The organism is Enterobacter sp. BIGb0383 (assembly GCF_003751845.1).
Taxonomy (GTDB): Bacteria; Pseudomonadota; Gammaproteobacteria; order Enterobacterales; family Enterobacteriaceae; genus BIGb0383.
Map to the genome: position 1 here is coordinate 287,865 of NZ_RJKQ01000001.1, position 15,915 is coordinate 303,779.

At 53.8% G+C, this 15,915-nt stretch carries 14 protein-coding genes and 1 pseudogene; 4 read left to right on the top strand and 11 right to left on the bottom strand.

Annotation, left to right across the window (positions count from 1 at the left end; translation table 11 throughout):
• Window positions 1-41 precede the first annotated feature (41 nt).
• On the bottom strand, window positions 42-698 hold the full coding sequence (locus tag EDF81_RS01405) for a hypothetical protein (protein ID WP_123345562.1): 657 nt from the start codon (window positions 696-698) through the stop codon (window positions 42-44).
• A gap of 51 nt (window positions 699-749) precedes the next feature.
• On the bottom strand, window positions 750-1,157 hold the full coding sequence (locus EDF81_RS01410) for a winged helix-turn-helix domain-containing protein (protein ID WP_184999443.1): 408 nt from the start codon (window positions 1,155-1,157) through the stop codon (window positions 750-752).
• A 1,197-nt stretch (window positions 1,158-2,354) separates the two neighbouring features.
• On the opposite strand from EDF81_RS01410, the gene EDF81_RS01415 reads away from it, so the two are divergent.
• The 4 genes and pseudogenes from EDF81_RS01415 to EDF81_RS24180 form a co-directional block, all read left to right on the top strand.
• Entirely contained in the window at window positions 2,355-3,584 is a 1,230-nt protein-coding gene (locus EDF81_RS01415; RefSeq protein ID WP_123345566.1) for a PocR ligand-binding domain-containing protein, read from the top strand.
• A gap of 15 nt (window positions 3,585-3,599) precedes the next feature.
• Window positions 3,600-4,652, top strand: coding sequence for a response regulator (locus EDF81_RS01420; RefSeq protein ID WP_123345568.1), 1,053 nt, complete (start codon window positions 3,600-3,602; stop codon window positions 4,650-4,652).
• A 131-nt stretch (window positions 4,653-4,783) separates the two neighbouring features.
• The gene (metK, locus tag EDF81_RS01425) at window positions 4,784-5,962 is read left to right on the top strand and encodes a methionine adenosyltransferase (protein WP_123345570.1); all 1,179 of its coding nucleotides are present in this window, start codon (window positions 4,784-4,786) and stop codon (window positions 5,960-5,962) included.
• Window positions 5,963-5,985: 23 nt separating this feature from the next.
• Window positions 5,986-6,252, top strand: a pseudogene (locus EDF81_RS24180) (BMC domain-containing protein); the annotation flags it as partial.
• A gap of 238 nt (window positions 6,253-6,490) precedes the next feature.
• Here the strand turns inward: EDF81_RS24180 and EDF81_RS01435 are convergent.
• The 9 genes from EDF81_RS01435 to EDF81_RS01475 form a co-directional block, all read right to left on the bottom strand.
• The gene (locus EDF81_RS01435; protein WP_123345573.1) at window positions 6,491-7,291 is read right to left on the bottom strand and encodes an MIP/aquaporin family protein; all 801 of its coding nucleotides are present in this window, start codon (window positions 7,289-7,291) and stop codon (window positions 6,491-6,493) included.
• Window positions 7,292-7,389: 98 nt separating this feature from the next.
• Window positions 7,390-8,307: a glycyl-radical enzyme activating protein gene (locus EDF81_RS01440; RefSeq protein ID WP_123347642.1), complete on the bottom strand. Its 918-nt coding sequence runs from the start codon at window positions 8,305-8,307 to the stop codon at window positions 7,390-7,392.
• 76 nt (window positions 8,308-8,383) lie between these two features.
• Entirely contained in the window at window positions 8,384-10,927 is a 2,544-nt protein-coding gene (grpM, locus tag EDF81_RS01445; protein ID WP_123345575.1) for a glycyl radical diol dehydratase GrpM, read from the bottom strand.
• 111 nt (window positions 10,928-11,038) lie between these two features.
• Window positions 11,039-11,338 (bottom strand): BMC domain-containing protein, encoded by a 300-nt coding sequence (locus EDF81_RS01450; RefSeq protein WP_123345577.1) that lies wholly within the window; start codon window positions 11,336-11,338, stop codon window positions 11,039-11,041.
• A gap of 24 nt (window positions 11,339-11,362) precedes the next feature.
• Complete coding sequence (locus tag EDF81_RS01455) at window positions 11,363-12,862, bottom strand: aldehyde dehydrogenase family protein (protein WP_123345579.1); 1,500 nt, start codon at window positions 12,860-12,862, stop codon at window positions 11,363-11,365.
• Window positions 12,863-12,898: 36 nt separating this feature from the next.
• The gene (gene pduB, locus EDF81_RS01460) at window positions 12,899-13,684 is read right to left on the bottom strand and encodes a propanediol utilization microcompartment protein PduB (protein ID WP_123345580.1); all 786 of its coding nucleotides are present in this window, start codon (window positions 13,682-13,684) and stop codon (window positions 12,899-12,901) included.
• A 21-nt stretch (window positions 13,685-13,705) separates the two neighbouring features.
• Window positions 13,706-13,987: a propanediol utilization system shell hexameric protein GrpH gene (gene grpH, locus EDF81_RS01465; RefSeq protein WP_123345582.1), complete on the bottom strand. Its 282-nt coding sequence runs from the start codon at window positions 13,985-13,987 to the stop codon at window positions 13,706-13,708.
• 187 nt (window positions 13,988-14,174) lie between these two features.
• Complete coding sequence (tdcD, locus tag EDF81_RS01470; RefSeq protein ID WP_123345584.1) at window positions 14,175-15,374, bottom strand: propionate kinase; 1,200 nt, start codon at window positions 15,372-15,374, stop codon at window positions 14,175-14,177.
• A 15-nt stretch (window positions 15,375-15,389) separates the two neighbouring features.
• Window positions 15,390-15,902, bottom strand: a complete 513-nt coding sequence (locus EDF81_RS01475) for a heme-binding protein (RefSeq protein ID WP_123345585.1) — start codon at window positions 15,900-15,902, stop codon at window positions 15,390-15,392.
• Window positions 15,903-15,915: the final 13 nt, after the last annotated feature.

Here is a 15,915-nt window from a genome sequence, read left to right on the forward strand (position 1 = left end):
GAATCAATAAAATAAATATCTTGTAAATCGATTTTGCATGCTTATATTGGCGTCCCTTTCTGTAGCTGATGTATCCACGTTTCGTTAAATACTTCATTGTTGCGATAAAAAATAGAAACCATCCAGGCCGATGTTCTGAAGCCGAATTTATATTGGATGGCGCAGCGCAGGGTATATATTGTTTTTTCTGAGCGCATCGATTTTTTGGCCAGAAAATTAACCTCTTTTCCTTTCAGGAAACTGGCGAGGAATTTCTTTTCTTTTACATTAAACTCAGGAAAGTCTAATGCATCGCCTTCAGCGTTGTTTGCTGAGCGTCCGTTAAGCATTGGGGATAACTTTTTAAACAATAAGCGGGTGCTCATGGTTGATAGTAACTGTTGGTCCCTGATGCATTCACTGGGCCACATAGCCCAGTGCGACCAACGCGTCAGCCAGACTCTTTTGGCCTGCGGGTAGCATTGATTTAGCGCTTTATAACCATGCCATTTGCCGCTAATAAAAATATTACAGTCGATGAGGATAGTAATGTTTTTAGCACTAAGGATGTCTGTCGTTACGTTGCAAAACGCACCATCATAGGGGATATGATGGAGTTCAATATGATTGAACAGCGATGACAGTCCGTAGAACAGAAAATGATTATCTGTCAGGACAAGGCACAGCGTTTCTTTTTCAGAACGAGTCAATACATCCATGTCGATTCTGTCTTATCTGTTGCGATAAAGGTTGTTTAAATGCCGAAAAAATCACACTTCGACATGTTGATGATTTTGCGCAGGGCTGCAGTAAATCGTTCTGATGCTGCTTTCCCTTATATAAAAACCCTTTTTGGATACTCTTAATATGAAGTGATCACTAATACCCAGTTCCTGGATTTTCAATCTGAGGCTATTGATAACCTGCCAGACGCGCTGAGTTGACGCACGCAGGTCATTTTTCTCCCAGACATTCAGCATCAGCTCCTCATCCGTGACAAAAGATTCAATAGCATGCTCAAGCAGATATTCCAGAACATTTGACTGAGTACTTCGCAGACGGATCCCTTTCCTCGAACTGCCGATGGAAATTAAACTCTTTTTTTCATAACTGTAAAAGGTGTTACCTTCAATAAGGTATCCCATCGGGATAACCCCACTAACAGTATTGTCTGACATAACATTCTCCCCAGCATGCATTAATCCAGCAAATAGCCATCCGCTAACCGGTTGAAAGAATTCAACAGCGATCAGGAAGGTGTTTGCTACAGCCACAAGATTCACTAAAGGATATAATTTTTGCTATTAAACTTTCCTGTCATTGTCGTTAATAACATTTTGCTGAGAGCTCCGGTAAAGGCGACCATCAGGAAAAATACATCTTTTAGCCAATCTGGTAGAGTTCTTGCCTGTCAATAAGAGTTGATAGCATGAAGTACGTTATGCGAGTGAAGTTAATAGAGTGTTATCCAACCTGCACTGAATACATTCCCATCTGACGTTCTCTCCCTTTCGACAGCATAAGAACATTTTTCCTAAGGCAACGCAATGCCGTCTGCGTTAGTGAAATATGCAAAATAAAAAACTGTAATCACCGGCCTTCGCGCTATGAAAATCCAATTCATTGTGTTCACTGTATCTATAAGTCAAGTTTAATTAACCTTTCATCCCATATGGAAATGAAAAGGCGCCTAAAACCATTTAGTTTTTTTTAAATAAAAAACGTGTCATTTTCATTTTTATTGATGTGAGTCAATTTTCTTGCAGGCCGCAAAAGAAAGGCATTCTCATAATAACGATATTGCGCAAATCATTATTTGAACTTCTAATATATAAGTTGAGAATGTTTTGCGGATGAATGCTCATTATTGATTCTCTCCAGTGATGATACTTTCTGATGTATTCGATGAGGTATATGTAAACATTTGACCCTGAGCATAGCAATTTAATTTATTAAAATGTGATTATATATGTTTTTATTCTGCCATTTGATTGTTTTTCGGTGAATTCTATCGGCGGTGCTGAGGGGGGCAAAAGTGCATTGTCGGGATCATTAAGGATTTTGCATTTATCTTATTAATTCGTTGAGTCGGCGTAGCGTCTCATTCGCATTGGCGTATCCCGGAGCGTTTGTTCTGTAAGCCGATTTTCTTTACAAAAGCCTGGCTTATTACACAGTTTATAATAAATGAACGATACGTTTGGGTAATATCTTTTTGGGGGCGAATGTTTGCTAAATAAAACAATAATAAAACATAAGTATCACTCAATTAACATTTCTGCCACAATTAAATGTGCGTTTGTGAGCGGATTCATTATTTTGATTTGATAAATAAGGTATGGTTTGCCGGTATTTAAAATAAGTGGGCAGATATCATGAGCAACAAATATAAACTGCACGAGTTTCTTGATGTCGATCGCCTGCAGACCCTGCAAGATAATTTTAGTAAATCGATGATGATCGCGCTGGTGGTCGTGGACCAGGATGGCGTGCCCGTCACGCGTCCCAGCGGCTTTTCCGATTTTTGCGCACGCTCCCGAATGAATGAAACGTTGGAAAGGCACTGCTATGACAGCGATCGGGCGGGCGGCGAGGCAGCTATGCGCGCCGGGAAACCGGTGGTCTACCGCTGCTATTGCGGATTTGTCGAGTTTGCGGTGCCGATAATGATTAACAATCATTATCTTGGGGCGTTTATCTCCGGCCAGGTCAAGGTAGAAGAAGAGAAAGAAAATAGCATCCCTTATATCCTCGACAACAACACCCTGTGGGAGGCAAACCCCTGGCTGAGCGATCTCCATTACACGACGCAGCGTATGCCCTATGAACGTTTCGAATCGACGGCTTATACGCTGCTGCATGTTGCTTCGTATCTGGTAGAACAGGCACATGCCAACAACATTCAACGTGAACTTCGACAGAAAGAGCAGGAGCTGACCGCCGAGCTGCGTAAGCGGGTTGAGATAGAGCGTTTATTGCATGAGGCCGAGTTCAAGGCGCTCTCTTACCAGATCAATCCGCATTTTTTATTTAACGTGCTGAATACTATCGGTCGGCTGGCGTTTCTCGAGGAGGCCAGCCGCACCGAAACCATGGTGCATGACTTTGCCGATATGATGCGCTATTTACTGCGCAAAAATAATAATGGCCTGATCACCCTGGGCCAGGAGATGAATTACGTCAACTGCTATATGGCCATTCAGAAAGTGAGAATGAACGATCGCTTTGATTATGTTTGCGACATTACCGATAAATACAAAGATGTCGTTTGCCCCTTTTTAATTCTTCAGCCGCTGGTAGAAAACTTCTTTAATTATGTGGTCGAGCCACGTGAAATGAAGAGTCATCTTCTTCTGCGAGCGACGGATGACGGCAAGGATGTGACGATTGAAATCACCGATAACGGTGACGGGATATCCCGGGAAGATATTGAAAACATTCTGTCCGGGGACCAGAACCGGCAAAAAGGCGGCATCGGTATTCATAACATAAAAAACCGCCTTCAACTCTTGTTTGGTGAAAGCTACGCCATGCAAATCACCAGTCCCCACAAGCCTATGCTTGGCACCACCATTAAATTGCGGTTCCCGTTGGTACCCGCCTGAGCCAGGAGCGTGAACATGTACAATATTGTGATTGTTGAAGATGAGCATATCGAATCGGAATCCCTCAGGCGCATCATCTCTCGCTGCGTTGAAAATGCCGTTATCCATGAGGCCGCCACCGGCAATAAGGCCATTCAGCTAATCGATCAGCTTGAGCAGATTGATATGATGTTCGTTGATATCAATATCCCGCTCCCTAACGGCAATCAGGTGATTGAATACCTCAAGCAGAAAAACAGCGGAACCAAAGTTATCGTGACCACCGCCAACGATGACTTTGATATCGTGCGGCATATGCTCAGCCTGAAAGTGGATGACTACCTGCTTAAGCCGGTTAAGCAAAGCGTGTTGCACGAGGCGATCCGTAAAACGCTGCAGGTCGACGAAGAGGACGCCCTCGCGACGCGGGAACTGAGACAGACAATTAGCGAGCTGATTACCCGCTGCGATTACCCCGGCTGGCACCGTTTTTTATTCAGCATCCTGGATGCGGCCTGTACCGGCTGGGCCTTTGGCAGCGACCGTTCGAAAACGGTAACCGACGCGCTCGAACTGATCCAGCAGCACCTGGCGGGTCTCGGTGACAAATATACGTCCTGCCGCGAAGAGCTGAGCGGGCTGGTACTGAAGATACGCCAGCAGGGACTCCTGGCGGGTAACTACTGGCAGGTTTTTAATCAGCTGTTGCATATCAGCGAGCAGCTCTTTGAGCAGGTCTTTAAGCATGCCAGTGGCAGTATGGATTTCGTGAGCCGCGCACAATTTTATATTGAGAAAAATGTTCTGCATAACCTGACCCTGGATGAAATTGCCGCCAGAGTCTTTGTCAGTCCCTGTTACCTGAGCCGGGCCTTCAAGAAAAGTATGGGAACGGGTTTCTCAAGCTATATCACCAGCCGCAAAATCAGCATGGCGAAATCGCTACTGCAGTTCAGTGATTTAAAGGTTAATGCTATCGCGCTGGAGCTCTCCTGGCAGGATGCGAATTACTTCTGTCGGATCTTCAAAAAAGAGACGGGTATTGCCCCGTCTGACTACCGCAGAATTATCTCGCCGGAAGCCCGTTAGGGCGGTCAGTCTTTTTTTGCGCTTGCTTCCCCGGCAAGCGCAAGAAAGTCCGCTATTGCGGCAAGATAGTTTACGCACCCGAAAAGCGCAGATCGCTAAGATAAGAGACGCTCTTAATCTGGTGCCCCGTCGTGGAAGATTATCTTTTTACCTCTGAGTCCGTTGCCGAAGGGCATCCTGACAAAATGGCCGATCAGATATCGGATGCCATTCTGGATGCCTGCCTGCTGAAAGACCCCGGGTCCAGAGTGGCCTGCGAATGCCTGGTGAAAACCGGGGCGGTGATCCTCGCCGGGGAAATCACCACCCGGGCGCAGGTCGATATTGAGTCCGTTGTACGTGCCACGGTGAAATCCATCGGCTACGACCACTCCTCGAAGGGGTTTGACGGCGCGACCTGCGCGGTGATCAATATGCTGGGCAGACAGTCGGGCGATATTGCCCGGGGTATACGCGCCGACGATCCCGCCTCGCTGGGGGCTGGCGATCAGGGGATCACCTTTGGCTACGCGTGCAGCGAAACCCCGCAGCATATGCCGGCGCCGCTGCTTTATGCCCATCGTTTAATGGAGCGCCAGGCGATGCTGCGTAAGACCGGGCGGCTCGACGGCCTCCTGCCGGATGCGAAAAGTCAGGTCACTCTGCGCTATCGCGAGGGTCAGATCCTCGCTGCTGACACCATTGTGATCTCCACCCAGCATCGGGCGGATATGCCGCTTGCCACCCTGCGGGAGGCGGTAATTGAGGAGATTGTCAAGCCGACGATCCCGGCGCGCTGGCTGACGGCCACAACCCGCCTGCTGATCAATCCTGCCGGTCAGTTTGTCCACGGCGGACCGGCGGCTGATTGCGGCCTGACCGGGCGAAAAATCATTGTCGATACCTACGGTGGCGCAGCCTGCCATGGCGGGGGCGCATTCTCAGGCAAAGATCCCTCCAAAGTTGACCGCTCGGCGGCCTATGCGGCGCGCTATGTGGCGAAGAATATCGTGGCTGCCGGGCTGGCATCGCGCTGTGAGATCCAGCTGGGCTGGGCGATTGGCCTGTCCCGCCCGGTTTCCATTCGCATTGAAACCTTTGGTACTTCCCGGCTTACGTCAGGGGTGCTGGCCGGGCTGGTCGATACCCATTTCGACCTGAGCGTTTACGGCATGATTCAACAGCTCGATTTACTTGCGCCGCGCTACCGGCAGACGGCATGTTACGGCCACTTTGGCCGGGAAATATTTCCATGGGAACAGACGGACAAAGTGGCGCTGCTGCGGGATGCCGCGGCACGCTTTATGCGCAATCCCATGCCTACCCAGTGAACTGACATTAACAGGAGAACGCGATGTCCGGGCAGAGTTTAGGACTCATTGAAACGGTCGGCCTAACGGTCGCGATGGAGGCTGCCGATGCCGCAATGAAATCGGCAAACGTTGAGCTGGTCGGCTACGAGTTGACCAAAGGCGGCGGTCTGGTCACCGTCAAGTTTGCGGGAGAAGTCGGGGCCATGAATGCCGCCGTGGCCGCGGGCGTTGCTGCTGCCAGCCGGGTAGGGAGCGTTTATGCCTGGAAGGTGATTGCCCGTACCGCCGCCGGTATCGACGGCCTGATTGATTCACCGGAAACCCGGGGCGTTTCCTCCCGGCAGGCAGAAATCCCCGCGCCGGAAGAGACCCCGACGGCGGCGGAAGAAAAAGTAGAGACGATCCCGGTTGTGCTGCTCGACGCCTCCGAACCTGATGAGGAAAAGCCGCCGCAGCCGCGAACGAAAAAGGGCAAAAAGTAACAATATCCGCAAGCAAAAAAACCACCCAGGGTGGTTTTTTTGTGTCTGCAGAGTTTGCGGTCCGTTAAGGACGAACGGGAACAGGCAGGTAGCGGCTTATGCAGTAACGATAGATACCGGCCCCGAGGAGCCCGCCGATAATCGGCGCGATCAGCGGCACGATAAAATAGGGAATATCCCTGCCGCCGGTCATCGAGATCTCTCCCCAACCCGCAAAGAAGGTAAAGAGCTTCGGCCCGAAGTCACGTGCCGGGTTCATTGCAAACCCGGTCAGCGGCGCGGTTGAGGCGCCAATTACGGCGACCAGGATGCCGATCAGCAGCGGAGCCAGTGGCCCTTTCGGCACGCCGTTGCCGTCATCGGTCAGCGCCATAATCAGGCCGATCAGAATTGAGGTGATAACGATTTCGACCAGCGCAGCCAGCCAGACGCTGATGGCCGGGGCCGGATAGGTAGAGAAAATACCCGCGAGCGCCAGGCTCTCCTGGCTGCCGCGTACTATCTGGTGCGCCTGCTCATAGTCGGCAAAAAAATTGTGCCAGAGCAGATACGTCAGCGCCGCGCCGCAGAAGGCACCTGCCAGCTGGGCCAGCATATAGGGCGCAACTTTACGACCGCTAAAAGAGGCGAACAGCCAGAGGGAGAGGGTGACCGCCGGGTTAAGATGTGCGCCTGAAATACCGGCCGTCAGATAGACCGCCAGCGCAATGCCGAGGCCCCAGACCACGCTGATTTCCCAGAGGCCAAAACTGGCCCCGGCCAGATTTACCGCGCAGAGCACGCTGGTGCCGAAAAAGATAAAGAGTCCGGTCCCCAGAAATTCGGCAATGCAGGGGCCCTTTACGGATGTAAGAGATTGGCTCATCGTATTTTCCTGTATTCAGTGATGCACGTGGTCATCACTGAATGTTTGTAAGGTGCAAAAGGAGGAGGGTGAAAACGCTATTGTTATTTTGCGGCGGATTACCCGCCGATATGACAGTGAAAACCCATTGATTCAACGACTTTTTTCAGACTTTCCATTTTCTCTTCAGCGTGAGATTTTGCCTCACCCATCGGATAAATACGGCCCAGCAGGGTATATTTGTTTTCCCCGAAGGAGTGGTAGGGCAGCAGATGCAGGGTATCAACGCCGGACATCAGCTTCGCGAATTCTGCGATACCGCGAATTTCGTCAGGGTTATCATTTACCCCCGGGATCACCGGAATACGCACGATCACTTTGGTAATAAAGGAAATCCGGATCAGGTTTTCCAGAATACGGCTGTTATCCACGCCGGTGTTCAGCTCATGGGTCGCCGGGTTGATGGCTTTAATATCCGTCAGGGCCAGGTCAACCCAGGGGAAGACTTCCTCTATGACCTCTTTGGTGGTGAAGCCGGTGGTTTCGATGGCGGTATGCCACCCTTTCGATTTACACGCCTTCAGCAACTCCCTGGCGAATTCTGGCTGCGCCAGCGGCTCGCCGCCCGACAGCGTTACGCCGCCGCCGGAGCGACGAAACAAATTCTCTTCTTTCTGTAATTCGCGGATAACCTCGCTGACCGTCATTCGTTTTCCCTTCATCTCCAGCGCCTGAGTCGGGCAAACCTTCGTGCACTCGCCACACTGGATGCAGCGTTCGCGATCGACAAAGAAAGGGTTGCCGGGGGATAGCGCCCGCTGTTTGCAGGTATCAATGCACTTTCCGCAGCGGATACAGTCGCTCTTTTTAAAGATCAGCTCGGGCTGCGGGCGCTGTGATTCCGGGTTACTGCACCATTTACACGCCAGCGGACAGCCTTTGAAAAAGGGGATGGTGCGAATACCGGGACCATCGTGCAGGGAATAGCGCTGAATATTGAAAAGAACGCCTTCCGTCTCGTGTTCGACTCTGTTCATAACATCACTCATCATCAACGCGACCATCAGGTCTGAAAAGGGCCACGCGGGTGCGTGGCCCTGAGGCTGGACAGGATCAGAATTGCTGCTCGGTGCGGCTGATAATGTCATCCTGAACTTCTTTGGCCAGCACCACGAACTGGGCGCTGTACCCGGCAACGCGTACCACCAGATCCTGGTGCTGCTGCGGGTTTTTCTGGGCCTCAATCAGGGTATTGCGGTCGATGACGTTAAACTGGACGTGCATCCCTTTCTTATCGAAGTAGTTGCGGACCAGGCCGCCAAAGTTGTGTAACCCTTTCTCCCCGGCCAGAGACGACGGCAGGAATTTCTGGTTATAGAGCGTCCCGTTGGAGGCAATAAAGTGGTCGAGCTTGGCGACCGAATTCGCCGCTGCGGTCGGGCCGAGCGTATCCTTGCCCTGACGCGGAGAGACGCCGTCGGCCAGCGGCTCTTTGGCCAGGCGACCGTCCGGCAGGGCGCTGACATCCTTCCCGAACAGGACGTTGGCCGAAACCGGATAGATCCCCGCCTGGAAACGACCCCCGCGTGGGTTGGTGTACTTCTCCACTTCCTGGCAGTAGATCAGGGCGCAGTTGCGGGCGACCAGGTCCACTTCGTCAATGTCGTTACCAAAGCACGGCGTATTTTCCAGGATATGGCGGATCTCTTCATAGCGTCCGCTACCGGTTGCCGGTGCAGCACTTGCTCCGGCCAACTGGCGATAGACTTCCTCTTTGATGGCGGCAGGGTTCAGCGAACCGTGCTGGTCGATAATGCGTTTAACCACCGCATAGACATCCTGCTCATCGAGAGAGGATTTGGCCGGGGTGGCGTGCGGGGTGCCGCCAACCGGATAGCCAAAGTTGGAATCCAGGGCGCCTTTCAGCTCCTGCAGCGTCAGACGGCGATCCTCAAAGACCTGCTTCTGCAGGGCATAGACCGAGTCGCCCGTATCGGCGATACCGAAAGCCTGCGGACCGGTAAAGTTATAGATCGCACCGCCTTCCTGCAGGGATTTACCCCGGCCGATACAGTCGTCCACCATGGCCGACAGGAACGGCAGCGGGCAGCGTTCGCCGTGGGCGATATCCACGCTGTTACAGGCTTCCACCAGCTGATGAACAAAGTGCGCCATCTGCGTTTTAAAGGCGGTATAGAAGTCGTCAATTCCGGCGTACTGGGTTAACTCTCCGGTTACCGGGCCAATCTGTTTGCTGCCTGAGCGGCCATTGTTCAGCGTGATCTCCAGCACCTTCGCCACGTTGAAGAACGCCGCATCGTGCCAGCCTTCGGTGCGGTGCGGTGCCTGTGGCTCCACGCAGCCGATAATGCAGTAATCACGGGCATCGCGCAGGGAGACGCCGCGGTTTTGCAGGGCCGGAATAATGACTTCATCGTTGTACATGGCCGGCACGCCCAGACCCAGGCGAACCAGCTCGCAGGCGCGGAACAGGAACTCATCCGGCGTACCCTGCCAGACGCGAATAGAGAACGAGGGCTGCGGCAGACGCACGTGGGCGGTGGCGTCCATACACATCCAGGTCAGGGCGTTGGTGGCATCGCGACCGTCTTCGGTCTGACCGCCCACGCACAGGTTCTGGAACACGGCATAGCCGGCAAAGGCCTGGGCGGAGACCTCATCGCGGGTTTTGTTAATGTCGTTCAGTTTGATCCAGCAGCAGTCCACCAGCTCCTGGGCGAAGGTGCTGTCGATGGAAGTATCGGCGGCGAGGTAAGGGTACATATACTGGTCGAAACGGCCGGGGGAGATCGAGTGGCCGCTGGATTCAATCTGCAGCATGCTCTGGATAAACCAGAATGTCTGGCAGGCTTCCCAGAAGGTGGTGGCGCCGTTCTCCGGCACGCGGGTACAGTTGCGGGCGATTTGTTCCAGTTCGCGCTGACGCGTCGGGTCGCGCTCTTCCCGGGCGAGGCGCGTGGCCTCCTGCGCGTAGCGATGGGCAAAATTAATCGCCGCCTGGTAGGTCAGGATCACCGCCTGGTAGAACTGCTCTTTTTTAATGTAGTCAGGCGAGCTGCGATCAAGCTGTTCAAGCGCCCGGGTGACTTCATTGATGATGCCGCGAAAGCCGATTTTCAGGATTTTGCCGTAATCGACGCTAACGTGGCCGACCCCGCCGTAGAAGTAGTTACCGACGGTGAATACGCCGCTGCCCATACTCTCTTTGGTGGCCTCAGACATATAAGAGGCGGCCAGCGAGCTGGTGGTTTTTCCTGGCCAGTATTTAAAGGCCTCGCGCAGTTCCGACGCGGTTTTCTTCGGGATAATAAATGGGTCGGCAATACGGTGTTCCATGGTGTCGAACTCTTTTTCGACCCAGTCATAGGAAAACTCAGGGCAAATTTCCGTTGAGCGCGGATTAATGGTTACGGCGCCAACAATTAATTCATCAGGGCGGATGGTCACCGGCAATTCATTAAATATTTTCTCGGCGACTTTTGCCCGCCGCATAATAGCCGGAAGATGTTCGTTTTCTTTATAAGCCTCGGTTGCCAGCACTGCGCGTTCAGATTCTACGTAAGGTTTAGCGTGCAGAATCATATTTTTGAGTCTTACAACACGATCGGTAGGATGAGTAAAGCCTTTCTCTAACATAGAATAACTCCCGAAATGATATAGGCAGGGTTTATCCCCACGCCTGAATTTTTAACCTCACGGCAGTGCCGGGCACATTCGTTAATCAATTAATAAAGATGCGCTGGTATTTCAAAATGCCGCCGTGTCATCCTCAATAAAACGCATGGCTTCGTGGACGGCAGCCACTTCACCAAATATCGCCAGCGTAGTGATATGCTGCGGGCAACTACCATAAATTTCCGATACCGCAACGTGGGCGCTTTTACTGGCCAGATCGGCATAAAAGTACAGGTCAGGTATCGGCAGCATAATCAGCCCGATGGCATCAATACGCACCAGCTCAAGCCGGTTGCGCGACTCGGAAGGCATGCGCCGTTTCAGCATGGCCAGGGTTTCCGGGGTCGGTGCATTGATAACGCGCTTTTTCATCAGTAGATTACCCGCCTGCGTTGATTAACGAATGTTGAGCGCTTCCACCATCACACACCGACGGTTCCGGGCGAAAGTACGCGCCGACGTCAAACCTTCTCCGGTTGGTCCGGCGATGGTAAAGGTGGCGTGACCTTCGCCTCCGACGCCTATTCCGGCGTAGGAGGGACCATTTTTGACAAAAATCGTGGTCTGGATCAGACGCGCCATTTTGGTCAGTTTCTCCACGTTAGTGGAGTGCATCATCGCCGTATGCCGGTTGCCATGCTCCACTTTAATGGCCAGTTCAATCGCCTCATCGACGTTTTCGACCCGCACCACGGGAAGGATCGGCATCATCAATTCATGCACCACAAAAGGATGGTCGCGTTCTGTCTCCAGCAGGATCACCTTGACCTCTTCCGGCGCATCGATGCCGATTTGCTGGAGGATGTAGCGGGCATCTTTGCCGACAAAGGCGGTGTCCGGCCCGGTACCCTTGTCGTTAAGCACCAGCGACTGGAGCTGCTGGATATGCTGCTTATCGCACAGCAGCAGGGCGCCGCTTTTTTTCATGCAGTGGATGAGGTAATCCGCCACTTCATTAACGACAATGACCTCTTTTTCCGCCACGCAGGGCAGGTTGTTATCGAAGCTACAGCCGTTAATGATATCTCTGGCTGCCTTCTCAATATTGGCGGTTTCATCCACCACGGCAGGCGGATTGCCCGCCCCGGCACCGATGGCTTTCTTACCCGATGACATCACCGTTTTGACAATGGCCGGACCACCGGTGGCGACCAGCATATTGACGCGTGGATCGTTGATAAGGGCGTTGGTATTCTCGATGGATGGCGTGCTGACCGTCACCACCAGGTTCTCGGGCGCGCCCAGCAGGGCCAGGCGTTGGTTAATCAGCGCGACGCAGTGCAGGGAAACATTGCGTGAGCGCGGATGGGGGCTGAAGATCACCGTATTGCCCGCTGCCAGCATCCCAATACTGTTATTGATGATGGTTTCCGTCGGGTTCGTGGTCGGGGTGATTGAACCTATAACGCCATATGCGGAGTATTCCATCAGGGTCAGACCGCCGTCGCCGCTTAATGCGCCGGTCGCCAGGTCTTCAACCCCAGGCGTTTTTTGCGCCGCCACGCGATTTTTAATCAGCTTGTCCGCGACGTTGCCCATCCCGGTCTCTTCCACGGCCATCCGTGAGATATCCTGCAATACCTCTTCCTTGAGAAACAGCGTGCGGATGCCGTCAACAAAGCGGGCGCGATCCTGCATAGTGCAGTGACGATACTGGATCTGCGCGAGCTGGGCGGCGACAATGGCCTCATCCATAGTGGCGAAAGCACCCTCACCGGAAACGCTAACCTGAGGCGTCTCCGGCGCTGTCCGGCTCGCCAGCACGCTGGCAACGATGGCCTCAATACTGTCATGCGCCGGATTCGCCTGCGCCGGGCGCGCTGCGGGTTCAGGCGCTGTTTTGGTGTATTTGCTCAGCACGCGCGAGACGGCCTGAGAAATTTCAAGATCGTTCATGCTATTGATTCCTTACTTCACAGCGGCGGCGTGCCATCAAATATACGGGGTGGTCGTCGATTTGAGTGGCGTCGGATCCAGCGTGGAGAGCAGCGTCAGCCCCGTTTCGCGTGCCTCAATCACCGCCTGACGTACCGCGCCTGAATCACCGGCAAAGGTGAAGATCACCTCGTTACTGAAGCTGGTGCCGTTGGCCGGACTGGCGTAGCCCACCGGCTCAATGACCGCCGCCTTAGCCGCCGCGTCGGCGATCACCACGCCGATAGCGGCCGGGCAGGCGCAGGTCATGCCGAAAGCTTTCCCTACCGGCGCACCCAGCGCCTTGTTCAGGGCGTAGCTGGCACGGGCGGTATACTGAAATTCCAGATGGCCCGCCGGGGAGCCGTAGACATCGCCCATGGTCCGCTCGACCTCCGCCAGCGCGACTTCAATAGCGCGACGAACATCGGATACATCAGATGCGCCAAAAATGATCAGGCACCCGTGTCCGCCGCCGCCTTCCGTATCACGCGCCAGTTCGATAGAGAGGATTTCGCTGTTGGTGGCCTTGATGGCCTCGTCAGCCGCGAAAATTTGCGGGCCTGCTCCGGTGCGCGCGCCTAGAATACCGATTGAGCGAAACTTCTTGTCGATATTCATGACCTCATGGAGCTGGTGATCGACATTAGCAATAACCAGTCCAATCGTATGACCGAGGGCCGTGCCGACAAACTCTGTCAGCCCGCAGCCAGCGATACTGGCCGCCGTTTTTTTCGGGGCGCCGGTATCCGTCTGTTTATTCATTACTTCAGATATAATCTGTTCAACAAGATTATCTCGCATGGTCGGTATCCTCTGGCTTTATTAACCGAGCGCTTTCGGCAGAATTTTTTCCACTTCGATATGCGGGCGTGGAATAACATGCACAGAGACCAGTTCACCGACTTTATTTGCCGCAGCAGAACCTGCATCCGTGGCGGCTTTAACCGCGCCAACATCGCCACGGACCATTACCGTGACCAGTCCGGAACCGATTTTTTCATAACCCACGAGAGTCACGTTTGCGGATTTAACCATGGTATCAGCCGCTTCAATTGCCGAGACCAGACCTTTTGTTTCAACCATACCTAACGCTTCTTGTTGCATAATGACCTCAATATTCCAGGTAAGTGTAAAAGCAAGTCATGAAATAACCCGGCGGGTGCCTTCATTGACGTAATAATTCATGCATTACGATGTTATTGCGCACAGGACAAAATGTTTTGCCCGTCAGAGAGACTTTCTTGTTTTCCACGTCGGCGGGCGACAATAAAATCCTCCTGCGCCAGCGTGCTCAGACCGTGGCGGCAATCGCCGCGGCGTCCTGGGCGATCATCTTCTCTTCGTTGGTCGGGATCACCGCAACAATCGGTGAATCAGGACGGGATATCACCCCCTGTTGGCCGCCGCACATCTGCGCATTTTTCTGTGCATCGAGCTGTACGCCAAACACCGCCAGCCGCCGGGCGGTCAGCTCCCGGACCAGGGCCGAGTTCTCGCCGATACCGCCGGTAAAGATCAGGGCGTCGAAGCGGTGGAGCGAGGCGAGGTGCCCCCCAAGATGGCGCGCCAGGCGGTGGACCATCACATCAATCGCCAGCGTGGCGCGGGAACAGCCCTGGCTGCGTGCCTCCTGTAGGGTGCGGCAGTCGCTGGACAGGCCTGAAATGCCCAGCAGCCCTGACTGGTTATTGACCATTTTGTAGAGCTCGTCGAGTGACTGCCCGGTCGCGTGGGCGATATAGACGGCAGCGCCAAAATCGAGATCCCCGCAGCGGGTTCCCATCACCAGCCCCTCAAGTGGGGTCATGCCCATCGAGGTATCCACGCTTTTGCCATTCTTCACCGCGCAAACGGAAGAGCCGTTGCCGAGATGGGCGATCAGAATCCCATGGTCGGCCGGGTCCAGATTCAGCCGCGCCACCGCTTCGGCGGCAACAAAGCGGTGCGACGTGCCGTGAAAACCGTAGCGTCTGACCTGATGCTGCTCCTGATACGCCAGCGGGATAGCGTAGGTGTAGGCTTCGGCGGAGAGCGTCTGATGGAAAGCGGTATCAAACACCGCCACCTGCGGGAGAGAAGGCAGCAGGGCAAAAGTGGCCTCAATGCCGGTCAGGTTGGCCGGATTATGTAACGGAGCCAGGGCCGAGAGCGCCCGGATGCGGGCGATAACCGACGCCGTCAGCCGCACCGACCGGGTAAAGTCGCTCCCGCCGTGGGCCACGCGGTGCCCGATGGCGCAAACGCGGGGCAGCAGGGCCAGACTATCGAGCTTCGCAAAAAGCGTTTTCAGGGCGCAGTGATGACTGGCCTCGGTCAGGGATTCGGTCGTTTTATTCCCCGCCGCATCTTTAAATGTCATACAGGCATCCTGCAGACCTAACTTCTCCGCCAGCCCGGAGAGTAAGGGCGCATCATCATCACGCGGAATAACGGAAAATTTAAGAGAGGATGAACCACAGTTAATAACCAGAACCAGTGAAGCTAACGACATAGTGACCCCTGTCCTTCAGGAAATTGACGCATTAACGGCCGTCAGCGGGAAGCGCTCGCGGCTGAACCGCGCCAGCGCCGCGCTGGCAATAGCAATATCTTGTTCGACGCTGCCGCCGCTGATACCGATGGCCCCGAGCAGCACGCCGCCGGACCAGCAGGGCAGCCCGCCGCCCAGGCAGCAGATACCCGGTTCATGCTGTAGACCATAAAGGCTTGCACCCGGCTGTATCGCCGTTGCCAGCTGGTGGGTGGGCATTCTGAGCGCCGCCGCGCTCCAGGCTTTTTTGCCCGCCAGGCTCTGGCTGACCAGCAGGGCGTTATCCATGCTAAAAAAGTAACGCTGCTGACCACCGGCATCGACCAGGCTAAAAACAACCGGCACAGCGTGCTCAAGAGCCGCCTCGTGGGCGTACTGTGCTAGCGCCGCCGCGTCCGCCAGGCTGAGCGAGGCCGAATTTGACGGGAGATGACGTGAAATCGCCTCGTTGATTCGGCGGTCGAGGTCGGAGTGACAATCCTGACGCATGATATTCTCCCGA